The sequence below is a fragment of the Lentzea sp. NPDC020367 genome (assembly GCF_044387305.1).
Lineage (GTDB): Bacteria > Actinomycetota > Actinomycetes > Mycobacteriales > Pseudonocardiaceae > Lentzea.
This window is the reverse complement of sequence record NZ_JBIRVV010000014.1, coordinates 89,793-103,352: the sequence shown is the minus strand read 5'-3', so window position 1 is coordinate 103,352 and position 13,560 is coordinate 89,793. Positions and strand designations below refer to the sequence as shown.

At 67.6% G+C, this 13,560-nt stretch carries 12 protein-coding genes; 9 read left to right on the top strand and 3 right to left on the bottom strand.

The window, feature by feature from the left end:
* The first annotated feature begins 20 nt into the window (after positions 1–20).
* Positions 21–824, top strand: coding sequence for a hypothetical protein (locus ACH413_RS39195; protein ID WP_360046134.1), 804 nt, complete (start codon positions 21–23; stop codon positions 822–824).
* A gap of 292 nt (positions 825–1,116) precedes the next feature.
* A complete protein-coding gene (locus tag ACH413_RS39190; protein ID WP_360046132.1) occupies positions 1,117–2,016 on the top strand; it encodes a LysR family transcriptional regulator in 900 nt (299 codons plus the stop codon).
* Between the two features lie 29 nt (positions 2,017–2,045).
* Here the strand turns inward: ACH413_RS39190 and ACH413_RS39185 are convergent, their stop codons facing one another.
* Positions 2,046–3,026, bottom strand: coding sequence for a LacI family DNA-binding transcriptional regulator (locus ACH413_RS39185; RefSeq protein WP_360046130.1), 981 nt, complete (start codon positions 3,024–3,026; stop codon positions 2,046–2,048).
* 100 nt (positions 3,027–3,126) lie between these two features.
* On the opposite strand from ACH413_RS39185, the gene ACH413_RS39180 reads away from it, so the two are divergent.
* Genes ACH413_RS39180 through ACH413_RS39155 form a run of 6 tightly spaced genes read left to right on the top strand, consistent with a single transcriptional unit; the run spans position 3,127 to position 11,036 of the window.
* The gene (locus tag ACH413_RS39180; protein WP_360046128.1) at positions 3,127–4,380 is read left to right on the top strand and encodes a sugar ABC transporter substrate-binding protein; all 1,254 of its coding nucleotides are present in this window, start codon (positions 3,127–3,129) and stop codon (positions 4,378–4,380) included.
* Positions 4,381–4,387: 7 nt separating this feature from the next.
* The gene (locus ACH413_RS39175; protein WP_360046126.1) at positions 4,388–5,257 is read left to right on the top strand and encodes a sugar ABC transporter permease; all 870 of its coding nucleotides are present in this window, start codon (positions 4,388–4,390) and stop codon (positions 5,255–5,257) included.
* Positions 5,254–6,075 carry a carbohydrate ABC transporter permease gene (locus ACH413_RS39170; protein WP_360046124.1) on the top strand — a complete coding sequence of 274 codons (822 nt, stop codon included), beginning with the start codon at positions 5,254–5,256 and terminating at the stop codon, positions 6,073–6,075. The genes ACH413_RS39175 and ACH413_RS39170 overlap by 4 nt, the downstream gene beginning before the upstream one ends.
* A 19-nt stretch (positions 6,076–6,094) precedes the next feature.
* On the top strand, positions 6,095–7,213 hold the full coding sequence (locus tag ACH413_RS39165; protein ID WP_360046122.1) for a glycosyl hydrolase: 1,119 nt from the start codon (positions 6,095–6,097) through the stop codon (positions 7,211–7,213).
* A gap of 4 nt (positions 7,214–7,217) precedes the next feature.
* Positions 7,218–10,127, top strand: a complete 2,910-nt coding sequence (locus ACH413_RS39160) for a glycoside hydrolase family 38 C-terminal domain-containing protein (RefSeq protein ID WP_360046120.1) — start codon at positions 7,218–7,220, stop codon at positions 10,125–10,127.
* Between the two features lie 3 nt (positions 10,128–10,130).
* On the top strand, positions 10,131–11,036 hold the full coding sequence (locus tag ACH413_RS39155; protein ID WP_360046118.1) for a glycosyl hydrolase family 18 protein: 906 nt from the start codon (positions 10,131–10,133) through the stop codon (positions 11,034–11,036).
* Here ACH413_RS39155 and ACH413_RS39150 read toward each other — a convergent pair.
* Positions 11,033–12,169, bottom strand: a complete 1,137-nt coding sequence (locus ACH413_RS39150) for a cytochrome P450 (protein ID WP_360046116.1) — start codon at positions 12,167–12,169, stop codon at positions 11,033–11,035. The two genes, ACH413_RS39155 and ACH413_RS39150, sit on opposite strands and share 4 nt — an antisense overlap.
* 179 nt (positions 12,170–12,348) lie before the next feature.
* On the opposite strand from ACH413_RS39150, the gene ACH413_RS39145 reads away from it, so the two are divergent.
* Positions 12,349–12,525 carry a hypothetical protein gene (locus ACH413_RS39145; protein WP_360046114.1) on the top strand — a complete coding sequence of 59 codons (177 nt, stop codon included), beginning with the start codon at positions 12,349–12,351 and terminating at the stop codon, positions 12,523–12,525.
* Positions 12,526–12,594: 69 nt separating this feature from the next.
* Here ACH413_RS39145 and ACH413_RS39140 read toward each other — a convergent pair whose 3' ends face one another.
* Positions 12,595–13,548, bottom strand: a complete 954-nt coding sequence (locus tag ACH413_RS39140) for an ABC transporter substrate-binding protein (RefSeq protein ID WP_330270360.1) — start codon at positions 13,546–13,548, stop codon at positions 12,595–12,597.
* Positions 13,549–13,560: the final 12 nt, after the last annotated feature.

Genomic DNA, 13,560 nt, shown 5'->3' with positions numbered 1-13,560 from the left:
GACGGCGGATTCGCGCCGTCATGGGGGCTTCACCCGACTTCCGGGAGCTGGACGTGCACCGTTCTTCCACCAGATTCCTCGCCGTGACCGCCGCGGGCGCCGCGCTGGCCGCCGCCGCGGTGGCACCCGCGTCGGCCGGCACCCCGGTCTTCCCGCAGGTCGCCACGGCGTCCGCCTACGCGCTCACCGTCAACGGCCAGACCGAGGGTTTCAGCCGCACCTGGCTGCCCGGCGCCGAGCCGATCTCGTTCTGGGCGGACGAGGTCGTGGTCGGCCGCACCCCGCTGCATCCCGGCTGGGGCGTGCACCTGGCGGACGAGGACGCGGCGCCGCAGTTGCCCGAATCCGGAGTGGCCCTCTACGCCGGCGTCGGCGAGGGCACGAACGTGATGGCCGAACGCGTCGCCTCGATCGCGCTCACGGACTCGCGGGGCCCGTTCCTGGCGTTCGGCGAGGTCAACCGCAGGGCGAGGTGCAACATCGACCCGGACGGCTACAACGCGATCGGCGACACGTCGAAGCTGGCCCTCTACCTCCGCGACGCGACGGGCGAGATGGTGAAGGCCCCGTCCAACGGCCTGGGCGTGCACACCCTGACGACCGTCGACGCGGGTGACTCGGCGACCCCGGACGGCGCGCAACGCACCACCACGATCGAACTCCGCGGCGGGCAGCGCGCGTCGATCCTCGAAACGTGGCGCAGCGAGTTCCCCCACACCTACGAGTGGGCGGACGGCATCCGCCTCACCGTGACCCAGCAACTCGGCACCGAGCCGCCGGTCGTCTACAGCTTCCTGCTCGGCGGCGGAGCCTGCGGGGCCTGATCCACCACCCACAACGCCGGCACCTCCCCGCGGAGGTGCCGGCGTTGTTTTGTTCGCCTGGCGAAAGGCTTAACCGAAAAGAGTCGCCCAGCTACCGCCCGTCAAAGCGCCCGTCTCAATTTCACTCGTTCGGCCGAAACAGCCTTTCCAGACCGATCAAGATGACTCCATAAGCACCAATCGGCCCGGCGCGGCTGACAGGTAGCGTTACTGCTCCCGCACCATCCGTAACAGGACCACGGGAACGAACGAGAAAAAGTCGTCGCACCGTTTTACCCCGAGGATCCGCCTGATGGAGACACGCCAGCTTCTCGCGTTCACGACCGTGGTTCAGACAGGGAGCTTCACCAAGGCCGCTGCCACGCTCAACTGCTCGCAGCCGACCATCACCACCCGTATCAAGGCGTTGGAGGAGGCCCTCGGGGTCGTTCTTTTCCGACGCCTTCCCAGAGGTATCCAGATGACCTCCGCGGGCGTGGAACTACTGCCGTTCGCGCGAAACATCATCAACCTCACCGAAAAGGCCCGAAAAGCCATCACGATGAACGGTGAGCCCCACGGCAAACTCGTCATCGGTTCCGCACAGAGTTTGACCGACTACCGTCTGCTACCGCTCATCGAATACATGTGCTGGCGCTACCCGTCGGTCCAACTCTCGCTGCACTCCCGCAACGCGCTGAACAACCTGAACTCGGTGCGCGACGGCCAACTGGACTGCGCGTTCTTCATCGGCGCGATCGAACCCCGCGAGGGTCTCGAGACCACGGTCCTGTGCCCGGAGCCCCTGGTGATGATCGCGGGCCCGAACCACATGCTCACCCAGCGCCAGTCGCTGTCCGAGGACGACCTCACGAGCAGCACGCTGATCCGCGCCGAGAACGGCGCCTCGTACCACGAGCTCTTCGAGCACTCCCTGGGCTACGACGACACCCGTGCCCCCGTGCTGGAACTGGACTCGGTGGACGCCGCCAAACGCGCGGTCGCGTCCGGCCTGGGAATCGCGCTCATGCCGGAGGTCACCGTGTCCGCCGAGCTCGCCGACGGCAGGTTGGTCCGCTTGCCCTGGTCCTCGACGTTCCGCGTCTACACGCAGTTCGGCTGGCGCCAGGACAACTCGACGAACCCGGCGGTGACGGCCCTGGTGTCCGCGGCGGCCCAGGTGGTGAGCGACCAGGTCGCCTCACTCACCTGACGTGTGGGGTGGGGTGATCCACACCCCACCTACACCGGTCCGGTGCTCCCCCGCACCACCAGTTCGGGCAGCACGTCCTCGACATCGGTCGGCGAGGCCCCGTCGATCACGGCCACCAGCGCCCGAGCCGCCCGAGCACCGAACGCGAAGGTGTCCCTGGACAACGCGGTCAGCCGCCCGTGCTGGCACAGCACCGAGTCGTCCCAGGCCACGATCGACAGCTCGGCCGGCACGGCGAGCCCGAGCGACGCGGCCACCTCGGCCCCGGCCACCGCCATCACGTCGTTGTCGTAGACGATCGCCGTAGGCCGGGCGTCCATCGCCAGAAGCTCTCGCGTGGCCCGCGCTCCGGCCTCGGCCGTGTAGTCCCCGGCCACCACCACACCGTCCACAACGGACGATGCGAACGCCGCATCCCGCCGGACGGTGTGCAACAACGAGGCCAACCCGGCTACCCGGGCAATTCGCTGATGCCCCAACGACTTCAGGTACTCGACGACCGAGGTCATGGCCGCGTAGTCGTCGGCCCACACCGAGGCCAGTTCCCCGTGGTGCCCGGCGCCGCCCACCACCACGGCCGGCAGTCCCAGCGCGGACATCAGCTCGACCCGGGGATCCGACACCAGCAGGTCCACCAGGAACACCCCGTCGACCCGGTGCTCGGCCCACCACCGCTGGTACAGCGCGATCTCGGCCTCGCGGGAGTCCACCACCTGCAACAGCAGCGCGCAGGACATCTCCGACTGCATCCCGGCGATCAACTGGAAGAAGAACGCCTCGTCCCCCAGCGCGCGGGGCGGCCGCACCAGCACCAGCCCCACGGCGTCGGCGGACGCGGAGGACAACGCCCGAGCGGTGACCGAAGGCCGGTACCCCAGGGTCGACGCGACCTCCAGCACCCGCGACCGGGTCAGCTCCGACACCCCGGACCGGCCGTTCAACGCCAACGACACAGCGCCTTTGGACACCCCTGCCGCCGCCGCGATGTCCTTGATCGTTGGCCTCTTCACCGCACCCGCACCCTGTCCAGAACGAGACAACAAGACGTTCGGAGGCTAGCCGGAGATAAACCGGTTTAGCTAGGGTCCGCGACCAAGGAGGTGGGTGTCAATGAAGAGGCGCACGTTCCTCGCGGGCCTGGCGGCGGTGCCCGTGGCGGGATGCGGACTGTCCGGCACGTCCAGCACGTCCACGGGCACAACCGGCCAGGTCACGGGCGAGATCACGTTCCAGACCTGGTCCCTCAAGCCCAAGTACACCGACTACGTCAGCGGTGTCATCGACGCTTTCCAGAAGCAGCACCAGGGCACCTCGGTGAAGTGGGTCGACCAGCCCGCGGACGGGTACCTGGCCAAGGTCATGGCGGACGCGAGCGCGGGGAGTCTTCCCGACGTGATCAACGTACCGCCGGACCTGAGCTTCCCGCTCGCCAAGGCGGGCCAGCTCGTCGACCTCGACGAGGCGCTCAAGGAGGCCAAGCCCGAGTACCTCGGCAACGCCTGGCAGGCGTTCGAGATCCCCGGCAAGGGTGGCTGCTACGGCTTCCCCTGGTACCTCAACACCGGCCCGATCTTCTACAACAAGGCCCTGTTCAGCCAGGCGGGCCTGGACCCGAACAAGCCGCCCACGAACTTCAAGGAACTCGAAGAGCAGGCGTTGAAGCTCGCCGAGAAGAAGATCGCGATCCTCGGCCAGACGCCGAGCATCGCCGACTTCGGGCTCTACGGCGTGAAGCTGTTCGAGAACGACAAGTTCACCTTCAACGAGCCCAAGGGCATCGAGTTCGTCGAGAGCTACAAGCGGATGTACGACGCGGGCGCGCTGATTCCCGAGGCGCTCACGCAGAACTACACCGGCGCCGGCACGAAGTTCATGGCGCAGCAGACGGCGCTCAACCCCGGCAGCGCGTACGACCTCGGCAAGTTCAAGACCGACGCGCCCGGCCTCTACGCGAACATCGGCATCACCACGCCCATCACGAACACGGGCAGCGCCAACATGTTCCTGCACGGCGTGAGCGTGCCGAAGAGCAGCAAGAACCAGGCGACGGCGCTGGCGTTCGGCAGGTTCGTCACCAACGCCGAGAACCAGGTGAAGTTCGCCAAGCTCGCCTCGATCTTCCCGAGCACGAGCAAGGGCGGCGACGACCCGTACTTCACCACGGAGGACGGCACCGACGAGGCGCGGGTGCGGGTGGCCGCGGCCAAGCAGCTCAAGACCGCGGTGAACTACACGCCCGTGCAGTTCAGCGACCAGATGCGCGAGGCACTTCTGCAGCAGCTGGCCGACGCCATGCTCGGCAAGAAGTCGCCGAAGCAGGCGCTGGACGACGCCGTCAACGAGTGCAACCGGCTCCTCAAGTAGGCGAACGATGACTCATCGCCCGTACACGCCGTGGCTGTTCCTGGCCCCAGGACTGGCCGTCTGCCTGCTGTTCGTCATCTTCCCGTTCCTGAACATGATCGTGCTCGCGTTCACGGACGCGAGTGCGTTGGGCGGCGGCCAGTTCACCGGTGTGGACAACTTCGTGCGGATGTTCCAGGACCCGAAGTTCTGGGCGGCGGCGCGCAACAGCGGTCTCTACATGGTGGGCGTGGTCCCGCCGCTGGTGCTGTTGCCGTTGCTGGTCGCGATGCTCGCGCAGAAGATCGTGCCGGGCATCGGGATCTTCCGCACGGCGTTCTTCACGCCGGTGATCGCGTCCACGGTCGTGGTCGGGCTCATCTGGACGTGGCTGCTCGACAGCCGCGGCCTGGTGAACAGCATGGTGGAGGCGTTGGGCGGCAACAGGATCCCGTTCCTGACCGACTCGACGCTGTTGCTGATCAGTTCGATGGTGGTGACGGTCTGGCGCGGCCTCGGCTACTACATGGTGATCTACCTGGCCGCGCTCGCGAACGTGCCGAAGGACCTGCACGAGGCCGCGATGGTCGACGGCGCGGGACCGGTCAGGAGGTTCTGGTCGGTCACCGTGCCGAGTCTGCGGCCGACGATGGTGCTGGTCGCGGCGCTGAGCGCGGTCAACGGGTTCCGCGTGTTCTCCGAGATCTACCTGCTGTCGGGTGGATCCGGTGGTCCCGGCGGGGCGAGCACCACGCTGGTGATGCTCATCCAGTCGGTCGGCCGCGGTCTCACCGGTGAGGTCGGGTACGCCTCGGCGTTGAGCGTCGTGCTGTTCGTGATCCTGCTGGGTCTGCTGCTGGTCACCCTCAAGCTCAACCGCAGGGAGGACCAGCTGTGAAGCGCGCCCACGTCTACCTGGCACTGCGTTATCTCGGGCTGCTCGGCATCCTCGCGATCAGCATCGGGCCGTTCCTCTGGCAGTTCGCCACGAGCATCAAGGGCCCCAACGAGGACGTGTTCGTCCCCGACTTCATCCCGGACGACCCGACGTTCGGCAACTACGCCGCCGTGGCCGACGTGGTGCCCGTCTGGACGTTCGCGCTCAACTCGCTCGGCGTCGCGAGCGTCAACGTCATCACGAACTGCCTCGGCGCGGCCATGGCCGGCTACGCGTTGGCACGGCTGAAGTTCCGCGGCCGCAGGTTCGCCGCGGTGATCTTCGCCAGCAGCATCCTGGTGCCGTTCGAGGCGATCATGATCTCGCTGTTCCTGGTGATGCGCGGCTTCGGGCTCACCAACACCCTCACCGGCGTCGTGCTGCCCGGCGCGATCGCCGCCCTCAACGTCCTGTTGCTGCGCAACGCGTTCCTCGCACTCCCCGCCGAAGTCGAGGAGGCCGCGGTCATCGACGGCGCCAACGCCTGGCAGCGCTTCACCCGGCTCGGGTTGCCGTCGGTGAAGGGCACGCTGGTCGTGGTGGCGCTGTTCTCGTTCATGTTCAGCTGGGACGACTTCCTCTGGCCGCTCATCGTGCTGAGCGACCAGGAGAAGTGCACGCTCACCATCGGCCTGGCGTACCTCCAGGGCACGTTCGTGCAGAACCAGCGGCTGGTGGCGGCGGGCACGATCATCGCCGTCGTCCCGCTGATCCTGTTGTTCCTGTTGCTGCAGAAGCACTTCTTCCGCGGAGTGGGAGAAGGCGCGATCAAGGGCTGACACCCCGAGGAGCTCAACCTTGCGTTTCGGCGTGAACTACACCCCGTCCCAGGGCTGGTTTCACCACTGGCTCGACTTCTCCCTCGACGACGTGAAAGCCGACTTCGAGTCCATCGCGGCTCTCGGTCTCGACCACGTGCGGGTCTTCCCGCTGTGGCCGGTGTTCCAGCCCAACCGCGGACTGGTCCGTCCCCAGGCCGTCGACCAGCTCTCCCGGATGCTCGACGCGGCTCACGAGACAGGCCTCGACGTCCAGGTCGACGTCCTGCAGGGGCACCTGTCGAGCTTCGACTTCTACCCGTCGTGGGTGCAGACCTGGCACCGCCGCAACATCTTCACCGATCCGGACGTCATCAGCGGGCAGAAGTTCTACGTCCGCACGCTCGCCGAGGCGTTGCGGGACAAGCCGAACTTCCTCGGCTTCACGCTGGGCAACGAGGTCAACCTGCTGACCGAGTCGAACCCGTGCGCGCCCGAGCAGGCCGGCGAGTGGATCGACGCGTTGCTCGCCGAGTGCGAGAAGGCCGCACCGGGCCACCCGCACGTCCACTCCGAGTACGACGCCGTCTGGTACGAGAGCGAGCACGCGTTCCTGCCGGAGCACGCGGCCAACAAAGGCGCGATGACGACCGTGCACTCGTGGGTCTTCAACGGCACCGCGCAGCGCTACGGATCGCTCAGTCCAGAGAGCGTGCATCACGCCGAGTACCTGATCGAGCTGGCGAAGGCGCACGCCAAGGACCCGGAGCGGCCCGTGTGGCTGCAGGAGGTCGGCGCCGCCCAGCCCGAGATCACCGCCGAGCAGGCACCGCAGTTCGCCGAGCAAACGCTTGCGAACGCACTGACCTGCTCGAACCTGTGGGGCGTCACGTGGTGGTGCTCGCACGACGTCGACCGTGCGTTGGTGGACTTCCCCGAACGCGAGTACGAGTTGGGGTTGTTGACGACGGAACGCAAGGTCAAGCCGCTCGGCGAGGCGATCGCCCGGATCGTGCGCGAGGCAGCGCACGTGCCGGTCGAGCGCACGCCGATCAAGCTGCACGGCGACCGGCCCTCGTGGGGTCCGGGCGGCGCTTTCTTCGACGAGTGGATGAGCCTCGCGCGGCAGGGCGTGCGAGCTTCGATCGAGCTGGGGTGAACACGTGCACGACGAACGCGCGCTGCTGGAAGAACGACTCAACCGCACGCTGAAGGAACGCATCCGCCCGGCCGTCTACGGCGAGACCGCGCCGCTGGACCTGGCCGTGTGGACCGTGCCGGACGAGCCCGTCCCGGTCGACGAGGCCCTGGCCGCCACCTACGAACCGGCCGCGGTCGGCGACGCGTGGGGTGCCCCGTGGAGCACGAGCTGGTTCCGGTTGAGCGGCAGCGTTCCGGAGGCATGGCAGGGCAGGCAGGTCGAGGTCGTGCTGGACCTCGGCTTCACCCACCCAGGCCCCGGTTTCCAGTCCGAGGGCCTCGCGTACACGGCGGACGGCCTGCCCATCAAGGGCATCGAGCCGCGCAACACCTACCTGCCCGTCGACGGTCGCGAAGTCCTGTTCTACCTGGAGGCCGCGGGCAACCCGACGATCCTCGACTTCCACCCGTTCCTGCCGACCGCGCTGGGCGACAAGGCCACGGCGGGCACCGAGCCGTTGTACAAGATCCTCAAGGCCGAGCTCGCGGTGTTCCAGCCGCAGGTCTGGCACCTGATGCTCGACATCGAGGTGTTGCAGTCGCTGATGAAGGAGCTGCCGGACCACGACCCGCGCCGGCACAAGGTCCTGCACGCGCTGGACCGGGCGATGGACGCGCTGGACCTCAACGAGGTCGCCGCCACCGCAGATCTCGCGCGGGCGGAGCTGGCCGGCGTGCTGGCGTTGCCCGCCACCGCCTCCGCGCACAAGGTCTCCGCGATCGGCCACGCGCACATCGACTCCGCCTGGCTGTGGCCGTTGCGCGAGACGGTCCGCAAGTGCGCACGGACGTTCTCGAACGTCACCAAGCTGATGGACGAGTACCCGGACTTCTACTTCGCGTGCTCGCAGGCCCAGCAGTACGAGTGGATGAAGGACCACCACCCGCACGTGTGGGACCGCGTGCGCGAGAAGGTCCGGAGTGGACAGTTCGTGCCGGTCGGCGGCATGTGGGTCGAGTCGGACACGAACATGCCCGGCGGCGAGGCGATGGCCCGTCAGCTCGTGCACGGCAAGCGGTTCTTCCTGGACAACTTCGGCGTCGAGACCGAGGAGGTGTGGCTGCCCGACTCGTTCGGCTACAGCGCGGCGCTCCCCCAGCTGATCAAGCTGTCGGGCTCGCGCTGGTTCCTCACCCAGAAGCTGTCGTGGAACCAGATCAACAAGTTCCCGCACCACACGTTCTGGTGGGAGGGCATCGACGGCACGCGGATCTTCACGCACTTCCCGCCCGTCGACACCTACAACTCGTCGTTGAGCGGCGAGGAACTGGCGCGGGCGTCACGCCAGTTCGCCGAGCACGCCAAGGCCTCGCGGTCGCTGGTCCCGTTCGGCTACGGCGACGGCGGCGGTGGTCCCACCCGCGAGATGATGGAGACCGCGCACCGCGTGGCGAACCTCGAAGGCTCGCCGACCGTGCGCGTGGAGCCGCCGCGGGAGTTCTTCCAGGCCGCGCAGGACGAGTACCCGGACGCGCCGGTGTGGGCGGGTGAGCTGTACCTGGAGAAGCACCGCGCCACCTACACCACGCAGGCCAAGACCAAGCAGGGCAACCGCCGCAGCGAACACCTCCTGCGCGAGGCCGAGCACTGGTCGGTGGCCGCCGCCCTGGCCGGCGCCGAGTACCCGTACGAAGAGCTCGACCGGTTGTGGAAGACCGTGCTGCTGCACCAGTTCCACGACATCCTGCCGGGCAGCTCGATCGCCTGGGTGCACCGCGAGGCCGAGGCGACCTATGCCCGCGTGGCGTCCGAACTGAAGGCGCTGACGGCCCGCGCCATCGACGCGCTGAAGGGCGACGGCGACGACGAGCTGACGTTCGACGTGCTCGGCGGTGACACCCCTCGCGCGTTCGTCGCACCGGTCGACGGCGTCCTCGACAACGGCCGGCTGCGCGTCACGATCGACGGCGACGGCATCGTTCTGTCCATTCTGGACCTGGAAGAGGACCGCGAAGTCCTGCCGCCGCACGGTTTCGCCGGCATGCCGCAGCTGCACCGCGACAACCCGAACCAGTGGGACGCCTGGGACATCGACCCGTTCTACCGCAACTGGAAGGCCGACCTGATCCCGTCCGAACGCGTCGACACCTCCGACGGCGTCGTGGTGCGGGCGAAGTTCGGCAACTCCGTCCTCACCCAGACCATCCGGCTGCGCGAGGGTGCCAAGCAGGTCGACTTCGACACCGAGGTCGACTGGCAGGAACGGGAGAAGCTGCTCAAGATCGCGTTCCCGCTGGACCTGCGCGCCGAGGTCTCCACGGCGGAGACCCAGTTCGGCCACCTGCACCGCCCGGTGCACACGAACACCTCGTGGGAGGCGGCGAAGTTCGAGATCTGCGCGCACCGCTACCTGCACGTGGGCGAACCCGGCTACGGCGTCGCGGTGGTCAACGACTCGACCTACGGCCACGAGGTCACCCGCACCACCCGCGAAGACGGCGGAACCACCACGACCGTGCGCCTGTCCCTGCTGCGCGCACCGAGGTTCCCCGACCCCGAGACCGACCAGGGCGAGCACCGCTTCCGCTACGCCCTCGTGGTCGGCGCGGGCATCCCGGAGGCCATCGACGCCGGGTACCGCATCAACCTGCCGCCGCAGGCCGTCCGCGGCTCAAACGTGCCAGAACCCCTGGTGCGCACGGACAACCCCGCGGTCAGGGTCGAGGCCGTGAAGCTGGCCGACGACCGGTCGGGCGACGTGATCGTCCGGCTCTACGAGGCGCACGGCGGCCGTGCCCGCGCCTCGATCAGCACCTCCTTCGCCCACACGGCGATCCAGGAGACCGACCTGCTCGAACGGCCCCTGGCCGACGCGTCGGCAGAGGTGGTGCTGCGCCCGTTCCAAGTGATCACCCTGCGATTCACGAGGTAACGCATGAAGAAGCTGTTCCTGGCCCTGCTGCTGGTGGCGCTCGCCGCGCCACCGGCCCAGGCGGCCACCCAGAAGCGCACCGTCGTCTACTACCAGACCCAGTACAGCAACGGCGCGACCGGAACGTACGTCTCGCCCAAGCCCCTGCTCGACCGCAACACCGGCGTCACGGACGTCCTGGTCGCCGCGATCCACCTGAACGACAACAGGATCGTGCACCTCAACGACCACCCGCCGTCGCACTCCCGCTACACCCAGATGTGGACGGACCTCGCCGCGATGCAGGCCCGCGGCGTCAACGTGATCGGCATGGTGGGCGGCGCCGCACAGGGCTCGTTCCAACGGCTCGACACCCAGTTCGACACCTACTACCCGTTGCTGCGCGACACGATCCGCACCTACAAGCTCAACGGCGTCGACCTCGACGTCGAGGAGCGCATGTCGATCGCGGGCATCCGGCGCGTGATCGACCAGCTGAAGACCGACTTCGGCGCGAACTTCATCGTCACGCTCTCCCCGGTGGCGAGCGCGCTGTGGGGTGGCGGCAACCTCTCCGGCTTCAACTACGAGGACCTGTACCGCAGCCACGGTTCGAAGATCGCGTGGTTCAACGGCCAGTTCTACAACGGCTGGGGCAACGCGGGCAGCACCGCGAACTACGACCAGATCATCAACCGGCGGCTGATCCCGGCCAACAAGGTCGTGCTCGGCACGCTCACCAGTTCGGCCAACGGCGGGTCGGGCTACGTGAGCATGACGACGCTCGGCAACACCGTCCGCAGCCTCAAGACCAAGTACGCCAACTTCGGTGGTGTGGCGGGCTGGGAGTACTTCAACTCGCTGCCCGGCGGCACCGCGGCGCCCTGGCAGTGGGCGGCGGACGTGACGGCCATGCAGAAGCAGGCCTAGTCGAAGCGGAAGGTGGCTGTCTCGAGGTTGTCGAGCATCCACTGCCTCCGCACGAGTGGTGCGCCTGTCTCCCTGCGCAGCAGGGGAAGCCGGCGCACCATCTCTTCGAGCAGCACGCGTTTCTCCAGCCGGGCGAGTCCGGCGCCCAGGCAGTGGTGGGGCCCGTGCCCGAACGTCATGATCCGCGTCCTGCGCCGGATGTCGAACGTGTCCGGGTCGGCGTAGCGCGCGGGGTCGCGGTTGGCGGCGCTCAGCCAGCCGCTGACCCGCTCCCCCGCCTTGATCTCCTGACCGCCGATCGTGACGTCTCGCGTCACCTGCCTGCGTGGACCGGGGAAGACCGGGTACCAGCGCATCGTCTCCTCGATCGCGCCCGGGATCAGCGACGGGTCCTCGCGCAGCTCGTCCCAGCAGCCGAACTCGGTCAGGAACAGCACGGCGTTCGGGATGGTCGCCGCGGTCGTGTCCACGCCGGCGCCGAGCAGCATCGCGCAGTAGCCGACGAGGTCCCAGTCCGACATGGGCCTGCCGTCGACGAGGTAGCCGGAGGCCTGCACCGCCAGCAGTTCGGCGATCAGGCCGTCACCCGGCTCCACGCGCTGCCGTTCGAGCTCGGCGGCGAAGAACTCCGCCATCTCGGTCTGCGGCGGCACGGTGTTGGTGGTGGCGTCGTCCTCGTACCGCCGTTCCTGCCACTCGGTCATCCGCTCCTCAGCGCTCGGGTCGAGGCCGAGCAGGTGGCAGATCACCCTGGTGGGCAACGGCTTGCCGATCGCGGTGACCACGTCGAAGCCGCCGGGGTCGAGGCCGTCGACCAGCTCGATGGCGATGGCGCGGATCAACGTCTCGAGCCGGGACATCACCCGCGGGCTGAACGGGTCGGCGACCGCGGCCCTCAGGTCGCGATGACGTTGCCCGTCCGCAGCCCACATGCCGCTCAGGAGGGGGTTGGCGAGCGGCCTGGACTCGTCGGTGAGGCCGTAGTCCGACGAGAAGCACTCGACGTCGGAGAGCACGCGCTGGACGTCCGCGAGGGAGAAGACGTGCCAGGAACCCAGCTGCTCGTCGTAGTGGACCTCGGTGGCGGGGTCGAAGAACTTCGGAGGTCGCGTGGGTAAGTGGGCGACAGTCATGCCCTCGATCGTGGCCCCTTACCCCGGCCGCGGGGATCCGCTGATCCAGCTATCCGAGTGCGACGTAAGGGGTCCGACGCCGATGCCTTAGGTGATCGTCCGATGTAAGGGGTCACCCCTCAGGAGCAATCTCATCGTTGTCAGCGAGCGAGAGAAACGCACTGAGGAGTGAGTTCAAGATGGAGTGGACGCCCGAGGCGATCAAGGCGGAGATGGACTACCGGCAGGAAGCCCTGCGGGAGGACGCCCGCCGTGTCCGGGAGTACTACCGCAACGGCGGGAAGCCGCGGTCGTGGTGGCACCGCATGACACACCGGCACGAGCCTGAGGTACCCAACGGTCACCAGGCCGCCTGATGCCGGGGGTAGCCGTGGGGGTGTGGTTCCTCTCGTCCAGGAACCACACCCCCACGGCTTCTTCGTGCTCTAGGCCTTGGGCAGCCAGGCCTTCACCTTGTCGGCGTTGGCGTCCGCCCACTTCTTGGCGGCGTCCTCCGGCTTCATCTTGTCCTCGGCGATGTACTTCGCGACCGTGTTCTGGTCCTCGTTGGTCCACTTGAAGTTCTTGACCAGCTGGAAGGCCGGGCCGTTGGCGTCGGCGAACTTCTTGGACACGAGCTTGTCCAGGTCGTAGTCCGGGTAGTCGCAGGCGATCTTCTCGGCGTCGGCGTCACAGCCCGCCTTGTACTCGGGCAGCTTCACCTTCTCGAGCTTGATCTCGTTGAGCAGCCACTGCGGCGAGTAGAAGTAGCCGATGACCCACTTCTTGTCCTTCTCCGCCTGGCGGAAGGCCTGGATCAGCGCGGTCTCACTGCCGCCGTAGACGACCTTGTAGTTGAGGTTCAGGTTCTTCACCAGAGCCTCGTCGTTGGTCACGAACGACGGGTCGCCGTCGAGCAGCTGGCCCTTGTCGCCGGACTCGGACGTCTTGAACTGGTCGGCGTACTTGTTGAGGTTGTTCCAGTCGAGGATGTCGGGGTGCTCCTTGGCGAGCCACGGCGGCACGTACCAGCCGATCTGGCCCTTCACGCCCGTGGAACCCGCGCTGACGGCGGTCTTCTGCTCGTCGATGTACTTCTTGCGCAGGTCGTCGTGGCCCCAGTTCTCGACCACGGCGTCGACCTCACCGGTGCCGAAGCCCTGCCAGGCCACCTCTTCCTTGAGCTCCTTCTTGGTGACCTTGCACTTGAGCTCCTTCTCGGCCACGTACGCGAGAACGGCCGCGTTCGCCTCGTAACCGACCCACGGGTTGATCGCGAGGTTGAACGTGCCGCAGTCGCCGGTCGCACCCGAGGAGGTGTCACCGACCTTGGCGCCACCGCAACCAGCAAGGGCGAGTGCTCCTACGAGCACTGCTCCCAGCACGCTGTGCCTAGCCACTTTCCAGACCTC

Coding starts and splice junctions, on each gene's coding strand:
- ACH413_RS39195 (WP_360046134.1), top strand. CDS start 21: ATGGGGGCTTCACCCGACTTCCGGGAGCTGGACGTGCACCGTTCTTCC.
- ACH413_RS39190 (WP_360046132.1), top strand. CDS start 1,117: ATGGAGACACGCCAGCTTCTCGCGTTCACGACCGTGGTTCAGACAGGG.
- ACH413_RS39180 (WP_360046128.1), top strand. CDS start 3,127: ATGAAGAGGCGCACGTTCCTCGCGGGCCTGGCGGCGGTGCCCGTGGCG.
- ACH413_RS39175 (WP_360046126.1), top strand. CDS start 4,388: ATGACTCATCGCCCGTACACGCCGTGGCTGTTCCTGGCCCCAGGACTG.
- ACH413_RS39155 (WP_360046118.1), top strand. CDS start 10,131: ATGAAGAAGCTGTTCCTGGCCCTGCTGCTGGTGGCGCTCGCCGCGCCA.
- ACH413_RS39150 (WP_360046116.1), bottom strand. CDS start 12,169: ATGACTGTCGCCCACTTACCCACGCGACCTCCGAAGTTCTTCGACCCC.
- ACH413_RS39145 (WP_360046114.1), top strand. CDS start 12,349: ATGGAGTGGACGCCCGAGGCGATCAAGGCGGAGATGGACTACCGGCAG.